Source organism: Bremerella sp. P1 (assembly GCF_028748185.1).
Classification (GTDB): Bacteria; Planctomycetota; Planctomycetia; order Pirellulales; family Pirellulaceae; genus Bremerella.
Genome location: NZ_CP118164.1, coordinates 2,913,414 through 2,936,500, shown reverse-complemented (window position 1 = coordinate 2,936,500; position 23,087 = coordinate 2,913,414). Strand labels below are relative to the sequence as shown.

24 protein-coding genes are annotated in these 23,087 nt (G+C 55.1%); 13 read left to right on the top strand and 11 right to left on the bottom strand.

Features of this window, described 5'->3' with window-relative positions; all coding sequences use genetic code 11:
* Positions 1-94 precede the first annotated feature (94 nt).
* The 3 genes from PSR63_RS12270 to PSR63_RS12260 all read right to left on the bottom strand — a co-directional run bounded on the left by PSR63_RS12270 (position 95) and on the right by PSR63_RS12260 (position 2,518).
* Positions 95-808, bottom strand: a complete 714-nt coding sequence (locus PSR63_RS12270) for a DUF1559 family PulG-like putative transporter (RefSeq protein WP_274333693.1) — start codon at positions 806-808, stop codon at positions 95-97.
* Between the two features lie 32 nt (positions 809-840).
* Positions 841-1,623, bottom strand: a complete 783-nt coding sequence (locus PSR63_RS12265) for a DUF1559 family PulG-like putative transporter (RefSeq protein ID WP_274333691.1) — start codon at positions 1,621-1,623, stop codon at positions 841-843.
* A gap of 166 nt (positions 1,624-1,789) precedes the next feature.
* On the bottom strand, positions 1,790-2,518 hold the full coding sequence (locus PSR63_RS12260) for a DUF1559 family PulG-like putative transporter (protein ID WP_274333689.1): 729 nt from the start codon (positions 2,516-2,518) through the stop codon (positions 1,790-1,792).
* Between the two features lie 722 nt (positions 2,519-3,240).
* Here PSR63_RS12260 and PSR63_RS12255 point away from each other — a divergent pair.
* On the top strand, positions 3,241-3,855 hold the full coding sequence (locus tag PSR63_RS12255; RefSeq protein ID WP_274333688.1) for an RNA polymerase sigma factor: 615 nt from the start codon (positions 3,241-3,243) through the stop codon (positions 3,853-3,855).
* Positions 3,852-4,544, top strand: coding sequence for a hypothetical protein (locus tag PSR63_RS12250; RefSeq protein ID WP_274333686.1), 693 nt, complete (start codon positions 3,852-3,854; stop codon positions 4,542-4,544). Before PSR63_RS12255 ends, PSR63_RS12250 begins: the two co-directional genes overlap by 4 nt.
* A 40-nt stretch (positions 4,545-4,584) precedes the next feature.
* Here PSR63_RS12250 and PSR63_RS12245 read toward each other — a convergent pair whose 3' ends face one another.
* The 3 genes from PSR63_RS12245 to PSR63_RS12235 all read right to left on the bottom strand — a co-directional run bounded on the left by PSR63_RS12245 (position 4,585) and on the right by PSR63_RS12235 (position 6,723).
* Positions 4,585-4,803 carry a hypothetical protein gene (locus PSR63_RS12245; protein WP_274333684.1) on the bottom strand — a complete coding sequence of 73 codons (219 nt, stop codon included), beginning with the start codon at positions 4,801-4,803 and terminating at the stop codon, positions 4,585-4,587.
* 224 nt (positions 4,804-5,027) lie between these two features.
* Entirely contained in the window at positions 5,028-6,080 is a 1,053-nt protein-coding gene (locus tag PSR63_RS12240; RefSeq protein ID WP_274333682.1) for a hypothetical protein, read from the bottom strand.
* Complete coding sequence (locus PSR63_RS12235) at positions 6,064-6,723, bottom strand: RNA polymerase sigma factor (RefSeq protein WP_274333681.1); 660 nt, start codon at positions 6,721-6,723, stop codon at positions 6,064-6,066. The genes PSR63_RS12240 and PSR63_RS12235 overlap by 17 nt, the downstream gene beginning before the upstream one ends.
* A gap of 239 nt (positions 6,724-6,962) precedes the next feature.
* Between PSR63_RS12235 and PSR63_RS12230 the strand changes: the two genes are divergently transcribed.
* From PSR63_RS12230 to PSR63_RS12185, 10 genes are all read left to right on the top strand, one after another.
* Positions 6,963-8,741, top strand: a complete 1,779-nt coding sequence (locus PSR63_RS12230; RefSeq protein WP_274333680.1) for a permease — start codon at positions 6,963-6,965, stop codon at positions 8,739-8,741.
* Positions 8,742-8,745: 4 nt separating this feature from the next.
* On the top strand, positions 8,746-9,429 hold the full coding sequence (locus tag PSR63_RS12225; protein ID WP_274333679.1) for a class I SAM-dependent methyltransferase: 684 nt from the start codon (positions 8,746-8,748) through the stop codon (positions 9,427-9,429).
* A 186-nt stretch (positions 9,430-9,615) separates the two neighbouring features.
* Positions 9,616-10,815 (top strand): GNAT family N-acetyltransferase, encoded by a 1,200-nt coding sequence (locus PSR63_RS12220; RefSeq protein ID WP_274333677.1) that lies wholly within the window; start codon positions 9,616-9,618, stop codon positions 10,813-10,815.
* Between the two features lie 63 nt (positions 10,816-10,878).
* Positions 10,879-11,178 (top strand): hypothetical protein, encoded by a 300-nt coding sequence (locus tag PSR63_RS12215; RefSeq protein WP_274333676.1) that lies wholly within the window; start codon positions 10,879-10,881, stop codon positions 11,176-11,178.
* A 67-nt stretch (positions 11,179-11,245) separates the two neighbouring features.
* Positions 11,246-12,013 carry a VIT1/CCC1 transporter family protein gene (locus PSR63_RS12210; RefSeq protein WP_274333674.1) on the top strand — a complete coding sequence of 256 codons (768 nt, stop codon included), beginning with the start codon at positions 11,246-11,248 and terminating at the stop codon, positions 12,011-12,013.
* Positions 12,014-12,325: 312 nt separating this feature from the next.
* Positions 12,326-12,760 (top strand): universal stress protein, encoded by a 435-nt coding sequence (locus PSR63_RS12205; protein ID WP_274333673.1) that lies wholly within the window; start codon positions 12,326-12,328, stop codon positions 12,758-12,760.
* 54 nt (positions 12,761-12,814) lie between these two features.
* Positions 12,815-13,261, top strand: coding sequence for a hemerythrin domain-containing protein (locus PSR63_RS12200; RefSeq protein WP_274333672.1), 447 nt, complete (start codon positions 12,815-12,817; stop codon positions 13,259-13,261).
* 87 nt (positions 13,262-13,348) lie between these two features.
* The gene (locus tag PSR63_RS12195; protein ID WP_274333671.1) at positions 13,349-13,789 is read left to right on the top strand and encodes a universal stress protein; all 441 of its coding nucleotides are present in this window, start codon (positions 13,349-13,351) and stop codon (positions 13,787-13,789) included.
* A gap of 331 nt (positions 13,790-14,120) precedes the next feature.
* Positions 14,121-14,789 (top strand): hypothetical protein, encoded by a 669-nt coding sequence (locus PSR63_RS12190; protein WP_274333670.1) that lies wholly within the window; start codon positions 14,121-14,123, stop codon positions 14,787-14,789.
* A 128-nt stretch (positions 14,790-14,917) separates the two neighbouring features.
* Positions 14,918-15,526, top strand: coding sequence for a hypothetical protein (locus tag PSR63_RS12185; RefSeq protein ID WP_274333669.1), 609 nt, complete (start codon positions 14,918-14,920; stop codon positions 15,524-15,526).
* A gap of 76 nt (positions 15,527-15,602) precedes the next feature.
* On the opposite strand, the gene PSR63_RS12180 is transcribed toward PSR63_RS12185, so the two are convergent.
* The 5 genes from PSR63_RS12180 to PSR63_RS12160 all read right to left on the bottom strand — a co-directional run bounded on the left by PSR63_RS12180 (position 15,603) and on the right by PSR63_RS12160 (position 21,856).
* Positions 15,603-15,815, bottom strand: coding sequence for a hypothetical protein (locus tag PSR63_RS12180; protein ID WP_274333667.1), 213 nt, complete (start codon positions 15,813-15,815; stop codon positions 15,603-15,605).
* 146 nt (positions 15,816-15,961) lie between these two features.
* Positions 15,962-17,731: a phosphoenolpyruvate--protein phosphotransferase gene (gene ptsP / locus PSR63_RS12175; RefSeq protein WP_274333665.1), complete on the bottom strand. Its 1,770-nt coding sequence runs from the start codon at positions 17,729-17,731 to the stop codon at positions 15,962-15,964.
* A gap of 321 nt (positions 17,732-18,052) precedes the next feature.
* Positions 18,053-18,931 carry a succinate--CoA ligase subunit alpha gene (sucD, locus tag PSR63_RS12170; protein ID WP_274333664.1) on the bottom strand — a complete coding sequence of 293 codons (879 nt, stop codon included), beginning with the start codon at positions 18,929-18,931 and terminating at the stop codon, positions 18,053-18,055.
* Between the two features lie 67 nt (positions 18,932-18,998).
* Complete coding sequence (sucC, locus tag PSR63_RS12165) at positions 18,999-20,183, bottom strand: ADP-forming succinate--CoA ligase subunit beta (protein WP_274333662.1); 1,185 nt, start codon at positions 20,181-20,183, stop codon at positions 18,999-19,001.
* A gap of 284 nt (positions 20,184-20,467) precedes the next feature.
* The gene (locus PSR63_RS12160; RefSeq protein ID WP_274334325.1) at positions 20,468-21,856 is read right to left on the bottom strand and encodes a sigma-54-dependent transcriptional regulator; all 1,389 of its coding nucleotides are present in this window, start codon (positions 21,854-21,856) and stop codon (positions 20,468-20,470) included.
* A gap of 487 nt (positions 21,857-22,343) precedes the next feature.
* On the opposite strand from PSR63_RS12160, the gene PSR63_RS12155 reads away from it, so the two are divergent.
* Positions 22,344-22,976, top strand: a complete 633-nt coding sequence (locus PSR63_RS12155; protein ID WP_274333660.1) for a response regulator transcription factor — start codon at positions 22,344-22,346, stop codon at positions 22,974-22,976.
* Positions 22,977-23,087: the final 111 nt, after the last annotated feature.

Here is a 23,087-nt window from a genome sequence, read left to right as displayed (position 1 = left end):
ACGTGCGTTATTCTCATGACTTTGGCTGAGAAGTTGAAGAGGGCTCCGGCAATTGTTGGGTCAATTGAGCGTGAATCGGCTTTCGATAGATGGTCTAACTACCATCTGCCGACGTCATCGCCTGCACTTGCTGCTTGCTCGCTTCCGGGAAGAAATTCACTGAGCCGTCTGCCATCAGGCCTTGAATTCCACCGAAGTATTGATCGTCGAAATTCTGCGACATCAGTTCCTGCGGAGAGATATCGTCGGGCTGATACCATAGCACCGGCTTGGAAGAGTTCTCGATGACCATGATGGCATTGGACGTTCCCACGGTAATCTCTCGGAGCTTCTTGGCCGTATCGGTCCCCAACACTGAATTGGGCGCCGAGATGGCGACATACGTGGTGCGGTCCCCCATGTCTCCGGTTCCCAATGCCGGGTCGTCGTAGACGAACGGCATCATCGCACAGGCCTGCGCATTGGCAGGGCTGTCCCACGGCTGCGAGAAGTCGTATTGATCGTAGATGTAGTTCGCTTCCACGAACGGCAGGATCAGCACCCGCCACGAGTGCATCGGCTTGCCGTTTTCATCCGGAATGTAAGCTGGAGGGAACGAGCCGAACGTATCGTGATAGTTGTGCAGGGCCAAGCCAATTTGCTTCAGGTTGTTTTGCGACTGCATACGTTGAGCGGCGATCCGAGCCTGACCGATCGCCGGCAATAAGATAGCCACGGCAAGACCGGTACAGATCAGGGCCATTACCCCGAAAACAACCACCACGATGATAATGACGACTTTGGCATCGCCACGACGAGAAGTTCGCATGATTGGGTTCCTAACTGAGTCCTGAAGTGGGATTATTCCTGGGCGGGCGTCTCGTCGGCCTGGCCCGTATCTTGGCAGGTAAGACATGCACGCAGCTGCTGCGGATCATCTCGAGGCAACCACTTCACCGAGACATCGGCAAACAGAGCCGGGTAATAGCAAAGGTCATTCTGGCCGATTGGAGACACGTCGATCAACTCAAAAGGACTGATATCCTCCGGTTTCGTCCAAATCACCGGATGGTCAATCTGCTCGACGACGACCACCACATTCCCCAGTTCACAAGGTACTTCGTCCAGCGATCGTCCTTCTTGGGAAAGCATGACCGTTTGTTTGTTTTCGGGGTCGATCACCGCCAGGTACGAGGTCTTTGCCGGATTCTTTTCAACATCCAGATACGGGCTCTGTAGCAGATCAGGAATCTGATCTGCCAGCGGGCGATTAGTCTGACTGTACCATGGTTGAGTAAGATCGAATTGGTCGTAGAGAGCTTGCTCCTCAAGAAACGGGAGAAGCAATACCCGCCATGAATAGAGCGGGCGGCCTTCCGCATCTGTCACCACGGCTGGCGGTAAGCTGCCATAGGTGTCGTGGTAATTGTGCAGAGCGAGGCCGATATTCTTTAAATTGTTCGCCGACAAAGTACGACGAGAACAATTACTGCCCATATTTGCCGGCGGCAAAAGAAGCCCGATCAATACAATGACGATTAGCACGATGACGATCATCTCAGCAACCGTAATTTGCCACCACTTCTTAGGCTCGGGCTCGGTAACATACGCCTGAGGACTATCAAAGGGATTAGGCTCATTCATGGCAGCTGCTACCAGAAATTTGACGGCGGAAGAGGATCACTCTCGGCGATGGCCGTCGCGGGAGGGCGAGGCAGATAAGTCTATCTCGATTGTCCGAGCCTTCTGCAACGGCCGCAATAAATTTGTAGTTCCCCGTTGTAGCCAGGGGATCAAAGCGACCTCGGTCCTACTGGAGTTGTGGGATTACCTGCCCATCATTTCTTTCCGCGAGGTTCTTAAGCGTGGAAGCAGAGACTTCGTGAAGTTCGAGGAGTCCGCCGTCAGCCATAACCACATGCAGGACCGCATCGCTTCTGTCAGCGTAGCGCTCTAGGAATTCATCTAACGTCACGTCGACCGGCTCGCTCCACTTCACGGGGTTTTCGTAGTCGGCAATGAAAAGAATCGTATTACTGGCACCGTCCGTAATATCGCGGAAGGCAACATTGCGATCATCAGGAAAGACCGTTTTCTCACCGACGATCGCTACAAAGGGCGTTCTGCCATCGCTGCAATCACTGAAGTAGGAGCGAAAGACGGAAGGCGTCTCTTTCGATAGCCCAATATTTTTGTCGCCATTCCACATCGAGTTGTCGTCGTACTTCTCGTACAACTCCAATTCTTCCAAAAACGGTAGCAGGGCCATTCGCCAACTTCGTCGTGGCGTTCCGGTCTCATCATCGAAGTGAGCCAAGGGGAACTTTCCATAGACATCGTGATAGTTGTGAAACGCAAGTCCGATATCCTTGAGGTTCTGAATCGACTCCTTTCGCTGAGAGACGATCGACGGGACGATGCCAAACAGGATCACCCCGCCAATGACCAACACGCCGATGATGCCTCCAACGCGGACGCCGAAGGGAATAGATGACTTCTTTGGTGCTTCATTCGGCTGGGTCGAGGGAGCTTCGTTCATGGTGTAATGACTCAATCGTTGGCGTTTGGTAACGGCAAGTCGGAGGCGTCGTTTTTCATCTCGCGGGTCGGGCAGTCATCTTAACCCCCTGCAGAACTACTTGAAACTCCTGCTGGCATTTATGTGAGAAACTACGTCATCGCTGGCGCAACAGCCTGTCAGCACTGCCAAATGGGTGAAGCGTAACGGTCGTCCGGCGCCATAATCGGCACACTCGATCCGACCAAACCGACTGCGATAAGAAATCCAATTAGCAAAGGGGTATCAATCATCTTCAGCCGTACGGCATTCGATAACAGTACCACCTGGGTAAGGTGGGGATCTTCCTGGGTGGTTAAGGTTTGCGAACGTCGTGAGTGAACAAGACGCACGTTCACGTACGATAGTTCAGTTGAGAGTCCGCCTCTCTTACCAAAGTGGATGGTACGGCAAGAATCCAGGGAACGCTTCTCCTCTGGACTAGGGTTAAGTTCTGATGACCCTTTCTTGCACGACCAATAGCTCTTGGTAAGAAAGACGGACTTTCAGCGTTTCTTGAAAGCAGTTTTCAGTGTTCGGTTTTCAGTTTTCGGCCAGAGAGGCAATGAATCGCGAACATGTCCGGCGCGGGTAAAGGCTTGCTGCAGTAATGGGTTACGCGAAATGTATCCCTCAGCCGGCGGCCGCGCTATAATGGAGGGAACTTTCTCACTTCCGCTGATTCCTTCCTACCCCTCCACGTCATGACTGCTTCGGACGTCCCTGAGTTAACCGATGGCGAGATCCTCTCGGCCGTTCTGGCTGGCGATGCGGATCAGTATGCCGTGATCGTGAAGCGGTACCGCAGGGCTCTGTTGAATCTGGCTTACAGCTACTTGGGCGACTCGCAGTCAGCCGAAGATGCCGTTCAGGAAGCGTTCCTCAACAGCTTCAAGTGGCTGCATACGTACGACTCTCGGTACAGCTTCCGCACTTGGCTATGGCGAATTCTGCTGAACGTATGCCATCGGATTCGCGAGAAGGGAAAGAAGCTGCCGGTCACTTCAACCAAGCTTCAGGCAGGCCAAAGCGACGAAAGCCCATCGCCGCTCGAGTTGGAAGTTCCCTGCCAGGCACTCTCAGGCCTGATCGACCGAGAACGTCGCAGCCAGGTGCTGGGACTGCTCGACAAGCTGACGCCCATTCAAGCGGAAGCGATTCGCCTGCGATTCTTCGGCGAAATGAAATTTCAGGAAATCGCCGACGCCCAGGGTATCGGCCTGCCGGCGGCCAAGGCCCGCGTCCGCAATGGATTGTTGCAACTCGCGAAATTGATCCAGAACACTTGCCAAGAGCTTTCCGAGGAACACGTTCGATGATTCAATCGCACCATCTACCGACCTGCGACGACGTGTTCGAAGTACTTACCCGGGCACCGTTCCCGACGGGCGAGCACGAGACCGACATGCCGATCCAACGGCACCTGACGGTTTGCCATAGCTGTCGTGAACTAGCCGAAGCACTGCGTCCTGCGACCGAAATGCTAGCCAATGGGCAAGCGGATACGGCCGACGACGATTCTCCGTTGCCGGTCTTTTTGGCCGACGATAGCACGCCTAGCCATCGCTGCATCACCGATCAGCCTGAGCGACCAACTACCGATATCGTGGCTGCCATTCGTGGTCCTCTGATCGCTTTGGCATTGTGCCTGATGATCGTTTTGGCAGTCCAAGGAAACTGGTCGCACAGTTCGAGCAGCTCAGACAATTCGCGACCAACCTCAGGTGGTTTTGCAGCCACAGGTGCTAGCGGCGCTGGGAATCTGGCAGACTTGGTCGCTGGGCCGAACATCTGTTCGCTCGTCTCGGTTGATGCGGCTCGCGCAAGCCAAACAGACGACAGCGAGCTTCTTTCCAATCTCGCCGAACAGAATTTCACCTCGGCCCATTGCTGCAGCCAATGCCATCATGCCGATTCGGATAAGGCGAAGGCGCACCAAGGGGTCTCGCTCAAAGGGCCTCAGATGGTCGCATTGGTGAATCGCTGCCAGCATTGCCACGCAGAGTAAGACCTGCCTGGCGATTCAGTGAGATCGTGCCAGCGAGCTTCTACGTGCCGCTAGGCCGATAAGCCGGAGCAGGAGATGGCTTCAGGCGACGCTGCATCCAGGAGATCCCCAAACCGCCACAAATGCCCAGCAAGGCACCAGCAACCAATCCGCCTGTTTGCCACAGGAGATTGCTACCCATCAAGACCGCCAGGCCGGATCCGATGGCCAAGCCGAAGCCGGCTCCAATGTAAAAGCCAAGCTGAATGGTCTGCTTCACCGTACTTCGCGGTGGGGCAATAGAGGATGAGCCACTGTCGATCACGAGCGACGTTCTGCCTGATAATTTGAGACTGTTCCGGGGGAGAAACTACTATCGTGATCGAAAGATACCAATTCCACAAGAGGGGAGCAAACCCGATTTTAGGGAGCGTAATCGAATCTTAACGCTCAAAATCAACGGCAGGACGCACTTAGCCAAATGGCCGGCGACCCGCTTGGCTGCTAGTTGGCCTGGGGAGCTGGCTCCTCCAAAGAGGTTTCCTCGGTGGTGAAGGGATGAGCGATCCCATTGGCGATCACGGCATCATCTTCATCGACCCCGGCCGCAACTTGGCCTTTGTCATTGAGGAAGTAGTGCTTCATCGAGCTGGGCAGGTCTTCCAAGCTGATGAATTCGACGTGACCATCGTCGAACAAGATGTTAAATCGACCATCTTGGTGACCTTGCGGGGCAATCTGCCCATCTTGGACAACCACGATATCGGAAGCGACCGGATAGAGCGAACGCCCCTTCATCAGCGGTGCTTGCAACTCTCCGTCGCGAAGGTTGCCGAGATTGTAATTATAAACCGTTGCTAGCCCCTGCTGGAGTTTCTCAACGTCCGATTCGGGTGCATTCAATAGCTCCTCGACGGTCGGCAAAGGCTGGGGTTGGGTTGTATTCTGCGAAGATTCAACGCAGCGCACCACTTCCGGGTGTTGCAGGTAGCCGGCATTCAACAGCCGCGGAGCATAAGAGCCTGCAACCGATAACGGGCCGGTCGAAGCGACGGCGGGATAGCGTTTTTCTGCATTGCCGGTAGCAAACTCTTGGAGTGCCATGCCGACTTGGCGGAGATTGTTCTCACACTGCAGTCGTGTTGCCAGCATTCGCGAACTGGCCAGCGCGGGAAAGAAGATTGCCACGGCAGCGACGCATGCCCCAATGGCGACCATCATATCCATCATGGTGAAGCGGGGATTGCCTCCACCGATTGATTCGAAGGGTTGTTTTTCTTTAAGAGTTGGCGCGTTTTCGTCTTCTGGTGCTGCCGGGTCGAGCACTTCGGCAAAAAGGGCAGGGTTATCCAGAAGCGCCGTGGTTCGCGTGGCAAGTCCGACCGGCGGGGCGGCCTCGTCGAGGCCATCGGACAATAAATTCAGGTGAGTTCGAAGTTGTTCCAGTTCGGCTGCAGCGCGTGGGTCTTCAGCAATTTGCTGTTCGACCGAGGCGTGCTCGTTTTCGTCCAGGGCCCCCATCAGGTAGCCCAACCAGTGCTCACGAGTCTTCGTCATCTGAGGTATAAACTTCGTTCCATGCTTCGGTTAACTTCTGCACTGCGGTATGCAGACGGCTTTTCACCGTACCGACCGGAATCTCCAAGATGTCCGCAGCTTCGCGGTACTTCAAACCTTGGTAGTAGACCAACACGACGGCGGTCTTCAATGATTCCGGCAGTTGCTGAACGGCATCACGCATGACACGCTGTCGTTCGTAATCGTCCATTTGTGCCATCGGTCCTGGCTCGGCACTTACCAACAAATCGACCAGCGAGCCGGTCTCTTGTTGTTCAGTGCTGTTCCCAGCGCGGTCCAAGCTGACCATCTTGTGGCGCTTCGACTTACGCTGAGCATCGATCGCCTGATTGGTGGCAATCGTGTAAAGCCAGGGGCGAAATCGACGTCCTTCCTCGAAGGTATCGCACTTCAGGTGCACTTGCAGAAAGGCAGCCTGAAACACATCCTCCGCCATTTCCGGATCACCCAGGTACCGTCGCAGGTAGTTGAACAGCTCACGTTCGTAACGCTGAACCAACTTCTGGAAGTACTCTCGGTTCCCCGAATCTCGGTACGCCAACAGCAAATCCTCATCGGATTTGGGCTGAACGAGCGATGGGTCGGAATAACTCGACGTCATTTCAAGTGTGGCAGTTGTCATTTTCTACGAAGGTTCCCAGCAATGGTTCGAAATCCGTTTCCTGATGGGAGCAATCTTCACACAAACCTTGCAAAAGGCTTGTCGAAGGTGCCTTCCGACCATCGCCGCGATCCGTATTCTATCACGCTTGTACCCCAGGAGGTGGTCCACGTGAGGAGATGGTCGAGAATTGACAGCCCCATGACAGGCTCATAAACTCGATCAACCCTTAATGCAACGCCCGTGCCGAAAGAGAAAAAATGAACGACACTAAATACAAATGGGCCGTTGCTGGCGACGTTAACGCCTTCTTTGGCTTGATGTTAGACAACATTGCCGATCTTTTGCTGACGATCGGCTTGCTAGCGGCCGTCTTTAACTTTCCTACAACCTTCGCCATTGGACACATGGTGCCGGGGACGGCGATTGGGGTGCTGGTAGGCGACCTGATCTTCTTCTGGATGGCCTTGAATCTGGCGAAAAGGAGTGGCCGTAACGACGTAACTGCCATGCCTTTAGGACTCGATACGCCGAGCACCTTTGGGATGGTTTTTTTCGTTTTGGGGCCATCGTTTGTCCTGGGAGTCCAGGATTTACAACTGACAGCAGAAGAGGCTGCTATCCGTACGTGGCATATTGGCATTTGGTCCATTGTCTTGTCCGGAATTTTCAAATCCTTTTTCGCGTTCAGCTCAAGTTGGATTCGCCGAGTGATTCCTCGGGCAGGGCTCCTTGGATCGCTAGCGGCGATCGCCCTGGTGCTGATTAGCTTTCTCCCGTTCATCGAAGCGCTGCACTTTCCGATCGTCGGGATGACGGCCCTTTCGATCGTCCTGGTAACACTCGTGGCTCATATTCGCCTGCCGTGGAAGATCCCCGGCGCGTTTGCTGCGCTCATCGTTTCCGGTGCAATCTATTACCTGATGCATGGTCTGGGTCTCTTGGGAGCCACACCGGAGGCCATGGAGTTTCAGCCAACCGACGCGCTACTTCCCATGGACTGGTTGGCCGTCTTCCGCTTCGAGTGGCTGACGATGGCGAAGTTCAACGAAGCAGCTCAGTACTTACCGATCGTGATCCCCTTCGCCTTGGCGACCGTCATCGGTGGGATCGATTGCGTCGAAAGCGCGGCCGCGGCCGGCGACGAATACGACACCAATCGCATCATCGGTGCCGAAGCAATCGCCACGCTGGTCGCGGGCCTCTGCGGGGGCGTGATCCAAACGACGCCTTACATCGGCCATCCGGCATACAAAGCCATGGGAGGTCGCGCGGCCTACACGTTGGCGACGGCGCTGTTCGTGGGTGGGGCAGGGGTGCTCGGCTACTTTGGCTTCTTGTACTGGGCGATTCCCAAACCAACGGTCTTTCCGATCCTTGTCTTCATTGGACTCGAGATCACTTCGCAAAGCTTCCAAGCGACACCCAAGCGACATTACCCCGCCGTTTCGATTGCGTGCATCCCGGCACTTGCCGCGTTGGTGCTGATCTTCGCCGGTGATCTTCAGGGAACCTACACGGGGCTTTCCTTCCAAATGCAAGGAGAAGTCGCGGCGATGGTCGAGGCCGGAGAAATCGATGCCGAGGCTGCGAAAAAACTGAATGACCTGACGCTCAAGCTGCGGGAATACAGTCAAGGAAACATCCAGACTCCGCCAGACGAAGCGGGGCATTCGCATCCTGCGGGGATCGCCGTCAAATTGCAAACCCTCCAGATGCTGGCCGGCGGATTTATTCTGACAAGTATGCTCTGGGCAGCGATTCTGGCGTACATCATCGATCGTCGCTTATATACGGCGGCGGCATTCGCCCTCGCTTGCGCCGCGTTCAGCCTATTCGGCGTGATACACTCACCTTTCCCAAGTGGTAAGCTGGTACTAGGTTGGCATGTGCCTGACATTCCCGGCGCAGCGGCAGGACAGGGGCCGATCTACATGATGTGGGCCTATGTCTGCATGGCAATCATTTTGGCCGTGTGTGCCCAGTGGCAGCATGCCTCCCCACCGCGCGAAATCCCCGAACACGACACAGAAAGTTAGAGCGATGCTCGAACGTATTCTCGAACCAGAAGTGATGGACACGCCGCAGGAGGCCATGATCTACGACGACATGGATCATAACGCGGTCAACGAATCGTTCGTCAGCGACCTCATCGCATTTCTCGGCATCGATCCCGACGTGGAAGCCGAGATGATCGATATCCTCGACATCGGCACAGGCACCGCCCGCATTCCGATCCTGCTGGCCGAGCGCATCCCGCAGTGCCGCATTATGGGTGCCGATGCATCGATCGCTATGCTGGACGTGGCAAGGATCAACATCGACATTGCCGGCATGCTCGAGCGTGTTCAACTCGCGCGGCTCGATGCCAAACAGACCGACTACGAAGATGGCTTCTTTACCGGGGTGATGTCTAACTCCATTATCCACCATATTCCCGAGCCACTTGCTGTGCTGAAGGAAGCCGTGCGTCTGGCAGCCCCAGGCGGCTGGCTCTTCTTCCGCGATCTCGTACGGCCAGACTCGACTGAGCAAGTCGAGCAGCTCGTGGCAACCTACTGTGGCGACGAGCCGGAGGAGGCTCGGAAGATGTTCGGCGAGTCGCTGCTGGCGGCCCTTTCGTTAGCGGAGATCCGCGAGATGGTTGCCTCGTGCGGCTTCGATCCAGAAACGGTCCAGCTGACGTCCGATCGACATTGGACCTGGGCGGCCCATAAGCCGGAATAATCCGCACATTCGACAACTTGGCCAGAAGTCGTCACGCTTCTGCAAATTCCATAGCCAAGAACTATTCGTTCGCTTCCAGTAGCTACTACGATCAAATGCGTAGTGCGTGGTATTGCAGTTCAACGTGGTGATGTTCCAACGGGAAGATCGCGAGGGCTGCGATGCGTACCTCAGTCTGGAATTCCCATGGCAACCGATTGCCCTTCAAGCGATCCAGTCGAAATCTCCGGATCGCTTTCTCAACTAGCTCAACCACTGCGCGTTGATGTCGTCACGGACGTCGATTCTACGTCGTCACTTTTCGTGGAGTGGGAGCGTCTGGCCGGGCAGCGTCTGTTTCTGGCGCCACGTTGGCTGCTTACCTGGTGGAAGCACTATCGCCAAAATGGAAGCCAGTTGCAGATCGTCACTATACGAGACGACAACGGTTGGTTGATCGGTCTGGCCCCTTGGTATCGACGCCACACTTGGTGGGGCGGTGATGTGATTCAACTGCTGGGTTCTGGCGAAGTCTGTAGCGACTATTTATCCGTCTTGGCCAAACCTGGCGAAGAAGCCCACGTCGTCAATGCGTTGGCTCAATACCTACCACAGCAATTCAGCGAAATCGATCGGCTCTACTTCGAAGGTCTCGACGCGTCCGATACCGTCATGCACGAGCTGGCTCGTACCATGCGAGACCGGCAATATGAAGTGAAGCAACTGCCCCAGCTCGATAGCTATCGACTCGCCCTTCCAGCAACGTGGGACGAGTGGGTCTCACAGCTCTCTCGATCGCGCCGCCACCGCGTTCGTCAGCTATGGCGTAATCAGTTTGAAACCGGCAAGGCAACCATCCATATCGCGGATCAGGCGACTCTGGAACAAGGGTTCTCGATTCTCGTCGACTTGCATCAAAAGCGGCGCAACCAGATGGGACAACGTGGCTGCTTCGCGTCGAATCGCTTTCATGACTTCTTGCAGGAAGCGGCAAGTGAACATCTGGAGTCTGCACAACTGCGTTTGCAGTGGATCGAACTCGAAGGACGCCCGATCGCAGTCGAATTGGATCTGGAGGAAGGCGACACCCTTCTGCACTACTGCAGCGGTATCGCGACCGACTGCGATTACGCGCGGCCAGGCTGGCTTGGCATCACCGCCGCTATCCGCTACGCGATTGATTCCGGAAAAGCGACCTTCGATTTTCTGCGCGGGGATGAAGGCTACAAAAGTCATTGGCGTGGCCAACCAGTCCCAATGATGAACTTGGAATTCGTCCCTCCCAAATTCAGCGCACGGCTCCGTTCACAATTTCGCGGATCAGTACGCCTGGCTAAGCAGCAAGCCAAACGAATCCTGCAAAGGCCCGCAAAATCGGAACAAACGGACGGCCATTCATCGGACTAGGGCAAATGACTCGAAAAGAAAGATAGGCTCGACAGCTAGCACTTTCGAATCGAGACACTTGCCATGAAACAAAAGGCCTGGGCCGTTCACTTCGTTTACGCCGGCATCTTCCTGCTGTTAGCCGGCGGTCAAATGTACGCGGTCGAATCGTTTCAGCTCACGCCATCAGCGACGAAATTCCTGGCCCACAACGTGGGCCCTGGCCCTGACACACCTCGCGGTGCGCTGAATCATTTGATGGTCAACAGCGGAGCGGATGTCCGAGAAACGATCCGCCCTCCCGGCTGGATCGCCTGGGCAGCTCTTAGTGCCGGTGCCGTGATGGCCATCCATGGTGGGCTGCTGATTGCTCGAAAGAAATAAACGAGCAGCGATCTTCATCGTATACTGAGGTTTTCCTTCTTGCGTGACCTCGGTTGGGGGATGTTTGATGATGAAACTCTCGCCCGAAGAACTTGCTCGGCAGCATACCGACGAAGCGATTGCGGCTCGTATCGCCGGGCCATCGGTTGAGGAATTCTCTGGTGACTTCGTCCTGGGTGGAGTCGACGGTACGATCACTACCTTCGCGATCGTAGCCGGGGTGGCCGGTGCCAGTTATGGCGTAACCGTTGCGATGGTTCTCGGCATCGCAAACCTCCTGGCCGACGGCTTCAGCATGGCCATCAGCAACTACCTCAAGGCTCGTAGCGATCAGATGCAGTTGAAGAAGTATCGCCTGATCGAAAACATCCACATCAAAGAGGTCCCCGATCGCGAGCGGGAAGAAATTCGGCAGATCTTCGCCGCCAAAGGCTTCGAAGGAGACCTTCTTGAACAAGTCGTCCAGACGATTTGCGAAGACCGTCATCGCTGGGTCGACACGATGCTGGTCGAAGAGTGGGGCCTTCGTTTGCAGCCACCATCCCCCTGGAAATCAGGACTGGTGACCTTTGCCGGGTTCGTGCTTTGCGGCTCGATCCCGCTGCTTCCTTTGCCCCTGATTCATTTTGGATTTGAAGCCACAACGATCTTTCTTTCTTGCGCCATTCTCACAGGCATCGCTTTTGCCCTGATTGGTGTGTTCCGTGCTCGTGTTGTGCAGGAAGGTCCGCTAGCTTCGGTCATCGAGACAGTCGTCACCGGAGGGGTGGCCGCGGCGATTGCGTATGGTGTAGGGGTTGTACTGGACATGCTGGCTGGGTCACCCACGATCTAGCTATCAACTGACAACCAAAAAATCTGGATCAGCAGGGCACGTTCTGTTTGCCAAGCACGAATTCAATCGTGAAAATAGAATGTCGATAGGATTGCTTCGTAAGCCTGCGACGGCCTCCCCTCATGCCTCTCTCACCCCGATAAAACCGGCCGTCGGCATCATTGCGATGCATCTACGTTTTTCAACGAATTTCCGCTTCATTCGCCCCGTTTCCCGTAAACGAACACCTTGTGAAATTCGTAACAAACAATAGAGAGCAAGAGGTTCGACCGTAACCCGAAATCACTTGCCCCATGGAGAAGGAGTCGAGCCATGAACTTCCAACGTATTCTCTTTCCGACCGATTTTTCTCACTGCGGTGACGCTGCACTTCATCTGGCGACGGCATTGGCACGCGATAGTGGCGGAACGGTCATCATCGCCCATGTTGAAGAGCCACCGACCGTCTACGGCACCGGTGAGATGTACTACGGCATGCTGGACCCTTCTCCGGATGATCTGAAGAAGATGCTGCACGAGATCAAACCCAGCGACCCAGAAGTTCCCGTCGAGTATCGACTCGTGACGGGTGACCCTTCTGCCGCTGTCGTGCGACTGGCGGAAGAAGAACACGCAGACCTAATTGTTTTGGGCACTCACGGCCGTACCGGCCTGTTGCATATGTTGATTGGCAGTACCGCCGAGTCGATCGTGCGGCACGCCAAATGTCCCGTCTTGACGTTCAAACAACCGTCGGAGACGAAATAACCCCATTTTTTTAATACCCCATCTTAAGCCCCCCGAAAGGGAAGGAGGTGTGCGATGACCAGTGACAGCTATCTAACCGGAGGGAATCGTCCCTTCTACGTGCACTTTACGTTTGAGCATGAAGGACTCGAATGTGCCGTACACGATCTGCAGCGATGTCTGCGAGATCCGAAAAAGAAGATTGTGAAAGAACAACTTTCAATGCGTCTCACTCAACTTCGTGACCTGATGACCAAGCATTTTCACGAGGAAGAGGAAGGGTGCTTTGATGAGATCTGCGCCCAGCATCCACATATGTGCCCGGCAACACATAAGATGGAAATGACGCATCGCTTGTTGCTCTCGCAGTTGGACAACCTTGTCCGCGATCTTGAAGCCGAGTTGGTCTCCGAAGACTGGAAAGACAGCTTCGATGCATTCGCCGACGAAATGGAAAAACACAAGGAAGAAGAACAGGCCTTCGTCCGTCGCGGTCTGCTGCAGGCCGAAGAGGGAGAGTGACTGTCGCACGGCCTGACAGTTCGCTACCATGAGTGAACGCCTGGACGAACAGCAACCTTTGTGTGAAACGAAGAAAGGAAACTTCCCGTGACCTGGATTTCAAAAGCTCCGATCGTCGTGCCATACGACTTCTCCAAGGATTCCAAGGACGCAGTTGATATGGCAGTTTCCTTACTGGATTCAAGCGATGGCGTTCACTTGATTCATGTCCTGGGAGAACTTTCGCCGGCCGAGCCAGGCGAGGTGTGGGACACCGTGGACGAGAATACCCGGACGCACCACGCCACTCAGGCCATCCGCAAAGAACTTTCCGACGAGAAGTACAAAGACCTGAAAATCGTCATCGCGTTCGGCGACCCAGGCGAAAAGATCTGTCACTATGCGGAGCAAATCGAGGCCAACTCGATTCTGATCCCATCCCACGGGCGATCGTCGATCATGCGTGTCTTGGTTGGCTCGGTCGCCGATCGGGTCGTTCGTTTGGCTCACTGCCCTGTTATCGTGCTGAAGAAGCCCCGCCAGAAGTAATCAAAGTGGGGCCGTGTTCTTAATCAACGGCCTCGTTCTTACCTCTTTTGCGGTTTCCAAACGCCTATTTCTGATCAGGCTGTCCGTGCTGAGACAGCCTGTTGTCACACTGACAACAAACGGCCGTTTGGCACGGAATTCTAACTCAGGTCATTTTTCTTCAAATGGCATTAAGTCGTTTCCAAATAGTGACTTATAGAACTCTCTTGCATTTCTTTCTCGGTTTTGGCACACCCGCTGCCTTTAGTACCAGCGTTGCCATCAAGTCACAGACGGCAACGGGACAACTCACAACGAGCTTTTTAAATTCGAGAATCGGGGAAACGGAAACATGTTGATTAAGACTTTGGTTTGGAGCGGGATTCTGAGCACGGCACTTCTTTCGATGGCATCGACGGCAAACGCCGGCTACTTCGATTGCCGACATCGCCTGGTGGACGACATCGAAGTGCTGCATCACGCCACTGAGGACTTCTACAAAGAAGTTCGCTTCCATGAAGGTTTCACCAGCCTGGCATTTGAAGCCAAAGCTTTGCTGCGTGAAGTGGATCACTTCTGCGAAACGGCTCGCCGCGGTGGCAGCCTGTCGCACCTGCGTCACGACTTCGAGGAAGTCTCGCGTGAGATGCGACACGTTCAACAAGAATTTCGCCGTGCCTGGCATAGCTGCCATCGCCCGGACCGTCACGTGCTGAGTTCCTGGGCCGACGTCGAACGAGCCTTTGACCGCGTCTATTGGGACTTGTACGAACGTCACTGCGGTTACATCCAGTACAGCTGCAAAATCAGCCACGGTCACGGCCACGGTCACTACGACGACCACTACAGCGATCACCGGTACCGTCCTGACTACGGTCACAATAACGGTCACTACCAACCCAAACCACGTCCTTACCCACAGCCAGGCATTTCGATTGGCACCAAGGACGGCAAGCTGAACGTCAAACTCGGCAGTGGAGCTCCTGGCTGGGCACACATGCTGAAGGGTGCGATCAAATAGCTGAGGGAGTACTCGGCGGAAAAGCGTGCGATAGCCTGTCGCACGCTTTTCTTTTTTCTTGGCCGCCTTGAAGGTCTGTTCTTACAATGCATAAAGAGAAACGCTCTAATCCGATCGAGGTTTTCGTCATGCGATCTTCCATTACTCTTCTGACATTCGCTTTGCTGTCGTGTTTCATCACGACCGATCTTTTCGCCCAAAGCATTTTCATTCGCCGTGGAAACATGGCGGCCGATGCGTTGGCACTGGAGCACAAGGTCAAGAAGCTCGCTGCCTACGATACCCAGATGAAGACGCTCAATGCGGCACTGCAAGATCTGGCCGACGAATCTCAGAAGTTCACGCGCCTGGCTCAGCGACAGGGAAGCTACTACGCCCTACAACGTGCATTTGATCCCGTCATTCAGCGTTACAAGGTGGTCGAGTACACCATCGACAATGCTTCCGATTGGAAACAAGGCAATCCCCGCATGCAGGACTGGCGCAACCTTCAGGACGCATTCGATCAGACGTACTACGACCTCTACGGATACGACCTCTTGGATCCTTACTTCGGGCGTCATCCCGATTTCGCAGCGGTGCCGGTGCAGCCGCAGATTCCGTATCGGGTGCTGCATCCTGAACGACCAACTTGGTTGCAGCCAAGCCCTGAAGTGTATCCACCTGCGACGCCACCAAGCTACGAACTGCCTACGCCTGGCACCATCCGTGGAGCCGGCAACCCTCGGCAGTTCTGATCTCAAGAAACGGCAAAAGGCTGCGTCTAGGTAGACACAGCCTTCTGAACTGTTTTCGCTTCGTCGCCAGATTCAATTAGCGACGGTGACGCCAGTGATGGACTCGGCGAACGTTGTTGCCGTAAACATGACCAAAGCGATTAGGTCGCTCCGTAATTTCCATCGAGCGGATTTGAGCTCGGTACTGGGCGCGGGTCATGCCTTGAACGTTGTTGGCCTGGAATCCAAACCAGATTGCAGCCACTAGTGCCAAGCTGCAGAGGATGTTTTTACGTGCTGTCGGAGTCATTATGAAACCTTTCTAACTATCGATCTTGTCCAGCGACGCGAAAGTCTAGCCTGACATTCGCACAATGCCAACCAATCCTGTGCAAATTCACTGAATTGGCCACATAACCCACATTGCAAAATCGATACCAGAAGCACTCTGACCGGCTATTCCGTGTCCAAACGGGCCAATTCAGGCGAAATTGCTTCCAATTCCATCCGTAGAAAGCGTTTCACCTGGTTGGTTGTTTTCATTTCGATCACTTTTTGAACAACACGCTCGGCGTGATCGATGGTCGTCAGAATTGCCAACTCCTTGATAGTGGGGATAAATGCAGGGCTCATGCTGAAGCTTCGCAGCCCCATCCCCAGAAGCAGTAGAAATGCCCGCGGTTGCCCGGCCATCTCGCCACAGAGTGTGACCGGCTTGTTGGCCTGATTACAGGCCTCGATCACATACTTCAGCGTCATCACCACCGCAGGCGAAAGGGGCTGGCATAGCCCACTCACCTTTGGATTATCGCGGTCGGCCGCCGTCAGATACTGCACCAGATCATTCGAGCCGATCGAAACAAAGTCGACCAGTTCCAACAGGTGATGGATGCAGACGGCGGCGGCAGGCACTTCAAGCATCATGCCGACTTTGACCTTACCCCGCGGCACACCTCGTTCGTCGAGCGATTTCTCGGCCTTGCGAACCAGATGATTCGCTTTCCGCATTTCCTCGACGTTGGTAATCATGGGGAAGAGCATGTTGACTTCCCCCGGTCCTCCCTCTGGCAGTTCGGCCGCACAACGCATGATCGCGCGAAGCTGCGACAGGAAGAATTCAGGGTGCTCGAACGAGAGCCGAATGCTCCGCCAACCCATGAACGGATTCGCTTCGTTGTGGTTGTGTCCTAGGTAAGCGACGGTCTTGTCGCCACCGATATCGAGCGTACGAATCGTGACGTACTGGTGAGGCGACTTCTTGAGAATTTCTTTGTAAACTTCGTACTGCTCGTCTTCGTCCGGCACGTTATCGTGCGTCAGGTAGAGGTACTCGGTGCGATAGAGTCCCACGCCGGTGGCTCCCATCGCCTCGGCGGCTTCGACGTCTTTGACGTTGTTAATGTTGGCCAGCAACTTGAGCGGCGTTCCATCACGCGTCACGGCGGGGTGATGCCGATTTGCGGCCAGCTGATCTTTAAGATGGAAGAACTCTCGTTCCAGCTTGCGATAAGCGGCCAGTTCCTCCGGCTCGGGATTGATCGAGACGATACCTTCGCTACCGTTGACGACGACCGTGTCACCGGTCTTCACTTTACGAAGGATCCCCGAGACACCACTCACCGCCGGAATACCACGGCTGCGTGCGATCAGTGCCGCGTGGCTGGTCTGGCTACCGGCTTGTGTCACAATGCCGCGCACGTCCGCCTCGCCCAAAGCCACGGCCTGGGAAGGAAGCAGTTCATCGGCGACGACAATCAGTGGACCACTCAGCCCCGACTCTTCCGCGTCGTTCAAAACATCGGACAGATACGCACTCAAGCGGACGACCACGTCGCGAATATCGTTTAGCCGCTCTTGGAGGTACTCGTCACCGGTCTTCGAGAAGACTTCGGTGTACTGCTCCATCAGGCGGTGCAGCGCGGCGGAAGCAGTTTGGTGATCTTCGACAATCCAGTGTCGCACCTTATTCGTGAATGCCGGGTCTCGCAGGATCGTCTGGTGGACGGCGAAGATCGCGCCTTCATTCTTGCCGATCTGCTTTTCCACCTTGGACTGCAGGGCCGCTAAGTCGACGGCCGTACGCTCGCGAGCCTGTTCGTACCGCGCAAGCTCCTTCTGGACTTCGTGCTTTTCCAATCGCTTGCGATCGGGATTCACGAAGATCTCAAGAATGCAGTACGCCACCCCGATCGAAATGCCTGGGGAGACTGCTAGTCCTTTTTCCATTCCCGACACGATGGTCTCTCTGTGTAAGCCTGTGGGAAGGTCCGCCTAACGGGGTATTATAGCAATCGGACGGTTCATGTGCGGCAGGTCCGCAATTAAACCCCGGATAAAGGCGCTCAATCCGCTGCTGAACCCGTAGATGGCCTGAATCATCAGTATTTCTACGCGGTAAGTGGTAAAAAGATCCCAGACAATCTGTCACACACTAGTGGGGTATGTCTACGGCGGATTTCACCGAGATCACTTTTGCTTGCGCGATCATGGCACATAAAAAAAGCCCACTGCTACCAGTGGGCTCTTCGTTGAACGCATGAAACCAGCTTACTTGTGGTTATCGATCGCACGCTTGAGGGCCGTACCCATGTCGGCAGGGCTTTCCGCGATTTCGACGCCGGCAGCTCGCAAGGCGGCGAACTTCTCGTCAGCCGTTCCCTTACCACCACTGATGATCGCACCAGCGTGACCCATTCGCTTGCCAGGAGGGGCCGTACGACCGGCGATGAACGCGGCAACCGGCTTGGTCACGTTTTCCTTGATGTAGGCGGCGGCTTCTTCTTCGGCCGTACCACCGATTTCGCCCATCATCATGATCGCTTCGGTGTCGCCGTCGTTCTGGTACATTTCCAGCAGATCGATGAACGAGGTACCCACGATCGGGTCGCCACCCAGACCAACGCAGGTCGACTGGCCGAGACCCAGGTTGGTCAGCTGCCAAACGGCTTCGTAGGTCAGCGTACCGCTGCGGCTCATCACGCCGACAGGCCCCTTCTTGTGAATGTAGCCCGGCATGATGCCGATCTTGCATTCTTCCGGGGTGATCACGCCAGGGCAGTTCGGACCGACCAGGACCGACTTGCTCTTCTTGACGGTTTCGTAAACAGGCACCATGTCCAGGACCGGCACCCCTTCGGTGATCGCACAGATCACTTCGATGCCGGCGTCGACCGCTTCCAGAATAGCATCGGCCGTAAACGGAGGCGGCACGAAAATCATCGTGGCGTTCGCACCTGTTTCCTGGACGGCTTCTTCCACAGTGTCCCAGACCGGAAGGCCTTCGACCGTTTGGCCACCTTTGCCCGGCGTAACACCGCCGACCATCTTGGTGCCGTATTCCTTGCAGCCTTTGGTGTGGAACTCGCCGACCTTACCGGTGATGCCCTGACAAATGACCTTAGTGTCTTTGTTGACGAGGATGCTCATGGTTTTGACTTAGTGTTCAGTTTTCCGTGTTCAGTTTTCAGCAAGATCGGTTGAAGTCGCTTGCTGCCTAGGCTACCGTCGCAACAACTTTCTTCGCAGCATCGGTCAAGCCGTCGGCGATGATGATATCGATACCTGAGTCAGCCAACATCTTGCGGCCTTCTTCGACTTCGGTTCCTTCCAAGCGAACCACGAGCGGGACGTTGAAGTCGAGCTTCTTGTAAGCTTCGAGCAAAGCACCGGCGATCGTCGTGCAACGCATAATGCCGCCGAAGATGTTCACCAGCACGGCCTTCACGTTCTTGTCGTCCAGCAGAATGCTGAACGCTTCGGTAACCTGATCGACATTGGCACCGCCGCCGACGTCCAGGAAGTTGGCTGGTTCGCCGCCGTGCAGCTTGATGATGTCCATCGTGCTCATCGCCAGACCGGCACCGTTAACCAGGCAGCCGATGTTACCGTCGAGCTTCACGTAGCTGAGGCCCGTGTTACCGGCACGCACTTCGGCAGGCTCTTCTTCGGAAAGGTCACGCAGTTCCGCCAGGTCCTTGTGACGGAACATGGCGTTCTCGTCGAAGGTCATCTTGCAGTCCAGGGCGATCATGCCACCGTCGCCGGTGATGACCAGCGGGTTGATCTCGGCCAGGGCACAGTCAGTGTCGACGTAGACCTTACAGAGCCCCTTGATGAATTTCTCAGCGGCGCGGGCAGCCGGGCCTTCGATACCCAACTTCTTGCACAGCTTGCGGATCTGGAAGCTTTGAGGTCCCAGAGCCGGATTGAAGTGTTCTTTGAAGATCTTCTCAGGCGTTTCGGCGGCGACTTCTTCGATCTCGGTACCACCTTCGCTCGACATCATCAGAACCGGTAGCTTGGCGGCTCGGTCGAGCACGATGCCGAGGTACAGTTCGCGAGCGATGTCGCAACCTTCTTCGACCAACACCTGGTTGACCTGCTTGCCTTCGGGGCCGGTCTGAATGGTGACCAACTCTTTGCCCAGCAAGTTCTTAGCAACGGTGGCGGCTTCTTCAGCCGACTTCACCAACTGCACACCCCGCTGATCGGCGTTGTCCTTCACGGTTCCTTTACCGCGACCACCGGCGTGGATCTGAGCCTTCACCACGGCGATCTTTCCGGCCAGTTCGGTGAAAGCGGCACTCGCTTCTTCAGCGGTCTTGGCAACAATGCTGCGGGGTACAGCAACCCCAGCTTGGCGAAGAATTTCCTTCGCCTGGAACTCATGAATCTTCATCGACTTCTTCCAGATGGAATTAGCAACGGTCGAGCAGGAAAAGCCGGATTATACGACTGCGGGAAAAAGAGGGTCAACCGGAGGGGAGGCGCTAAAACGTCGCACTAACCCCTGAAAAGGCCCAGATTAAGAGTGTGGGATTAGGCCAACTAATGGGGAAATATGCGCTTGTGGCAGCGATGCGTGCCAGACTGCACGAGAACTGATAATCGGTGCCCGATTTCAAGCGAATCGGGCACCGAAAAGATTTTATCGATAAGAAATCAACCTTAACGAAACCGGGACTACATCCCAGCCCGTTGCCCAGCCATCTCTTCGAGACCGAGCTTTTTCATCTTCTTATAGAGCGTCGTGCGGTTGATACCCAGTTGGTCGGCCGTTTCGTTGCGGTTCCAGCCGTTCGATTCCAGTACTTCGCGGATGATCTGTCGCTCTGGGCCTTCCAGAGCTTCTTTCAAGGACGTGCCGGTGCTTCGGCTGACCGAGACAGGAGCTCCCGAAGCGATCGACGACGGCATATCGTCTGGCGTGATCTCTTCGTTCTTGCTCAGCAGCACGGCTCGTTCGACCACGTTCTGCAGTTCTCGCACGTTGCCTGGCCACTTGTAACGCTGCAAAGCGGCAACCGCTTCACTTGAGAAGCCTTGCACGCGGCGGCCTGTATCCTGGCAAACTTCCGCCAGGAAGTGATCGGCCAGGCGTGGAATGTCGGAGATACGTTCCCGCAGCGGGGGCAGCTCCAAGTTAATCACGTTGACTCGGTAAAACAGGTCCTGACGGAACTCGCCACGATCGACCAGGTTCGCCAGGTTTTCGTTGGTGGCCAGAACGACACGCGTATCGACCGTTTCCGTTTCCGTTCCACCAACTGGCTCGAACTGAAGTTCCTGTAGCACGCGAAGCAATTTGACCTGCATGCTCAGCGGAGCGGTACCGATTTCGTCCAGGAAGATCGTTCCCTTATCAGCCGCTTTGAACTTACCGACTTTATTGCCGGTTGCTCCGGTGAAGGAGCCGGCGACGTGACCGAACAGTTCGCTCTCGAGCAGGTTTTCTGGCAGTGCACCGCAAGCCACTTCGATGAACGGTTGGTCGCGACGATTGCTGCGGCGATGGATGGCTCGGGCCAGTAGCGACTTACCCGTTCCGCTCTCTCCGGTGATCAAAACGGTGGCTCGCGTGTCGGCAACACTATCGACCATGTCAAAAATGCGCAACATTCTGTGGTCGTGGCCAATAATATTTTCCAGCCCGAATCGCAGATCGAGTTGTTCCTTTAATTGCTTATTTTCTTGCATTACCTTCTGTTGCGAGAGTGCCCGCTGGATGGCCATCTCCAATTCTTCGTCGATCAACGGCTTGGTGAGTAGATCGAACGCACCAGCTCGCAGGGCCTCGATACCGGTCTCCACCGTTCCGTAACCGGTAATCATGATCACCGTGGTACCAGGGTGATGCGTGTGGCAATGTCGCAACACATCAAAGCCGTCCTCGTCCCCCAAACGCACATCCGCCAGGATCAGGTCGTACGGACGATCGTCGATCAGGGCGATGGCTTGATTCAGATTAGAGGCCTGATCGACCACATAACCAATTTCGCGCAGCCAACTTCCCATCGAATCCAAGACATGGCGGTCGTCGTCAATAAGCAGCAGTTGGGCTTGGTTCATGATGGGAATATCCAGGGAAAGCGGTCTGATTCTATCTCTCAATTTGGGGGGAGAGCTTCCGCGAACAACACATGTCGCAAATTCTCCACATCTATCTATTTATCTAGGTCACGCATTCACCCTGGTCAAAACAATGTGGCATTTTGTAGACACCCCCCGAGGGGCGTTGATATCCCGCTGCGGTAAACCACATTTTTCCGTTGGGCGGCATCAACACCCTTAAACGAATTGAAACCCCCGGTATTTACTACGTCTAGCGGGTGCGGGACATCGCAAAAAGGGGCACATCACGGGCAACCACACTGGAAATGCCCTCACTGGGGGTTAACATGGTGGCAAGGCAGCGTCGATAAACGCAAGGTTATCGCGGATATGCAGTTAGCGAGATTTTTGGCGTTTTTTAGAAAACGTACGACTCGCACCGGGTGGGGAAAACTGCTCCGAGAAGCCGCTCACAACAGCCACCCTCGTTTCACTGTGAAAGGTTCCTATGTCCATTAATGTGTTGGTTGTCGACGACCATGAGGTCGTTCGCAGCGGCTTGGCGTGTCTCTTCCGAGGCACCGATATTGAAGTCGTCGGAGAAGCAGTTGATGGAAATGACGCCATCGAGAAGGCACTCCAGCACAAGCCTGACGTTGTCCTCATGGATATCCGGATGCCGGAGATGGACGGCTTGTCTGCCCTTGAGAAATTGCAATCTGACGCTCCCGGCACGCCGGTCGTCATGCTTAGCACCTATGACAACCCGACTTACGTCGCTCGTGGTGTTGCCTTGGGTGCGGTTGATTACGTTCTTAAAGGTTCGCCTCGCGAAATGATCGTCAGCGCCATCCACAATGCTGCTAGTGGTGGAAAGCAACCTGACGGAAGCATCATGTCGCGCGTCAAAGGCACCATGGCCAAGCGTCACGATGCCAAGAATAGCGAGTTCCCATTGACCAATCGCGAAATGCAAGTGCTTCGCCACTTGGCATTGGGTCTCAGCAATCGTGAGATCGGTCGTTCGCTAAGCATTAGCATCGAAACCGTTAAAGAACACGTTCAAAATATTCTGCGTAAGGTCGACGTCACCGATCGCACCCAAGCCGCCGTTTGGGCTGTGCGTCAAGGTTTGGTCTAAGACCTACGTTAGTTCGCTCGAAAAGAAAAACCCTGTCCGAACATCGGCAGGGTTTTTCTTTGCGCTATGCGGAATTCCTGGACGAGCGACCTGAGGTGAAGTACCGTGCAG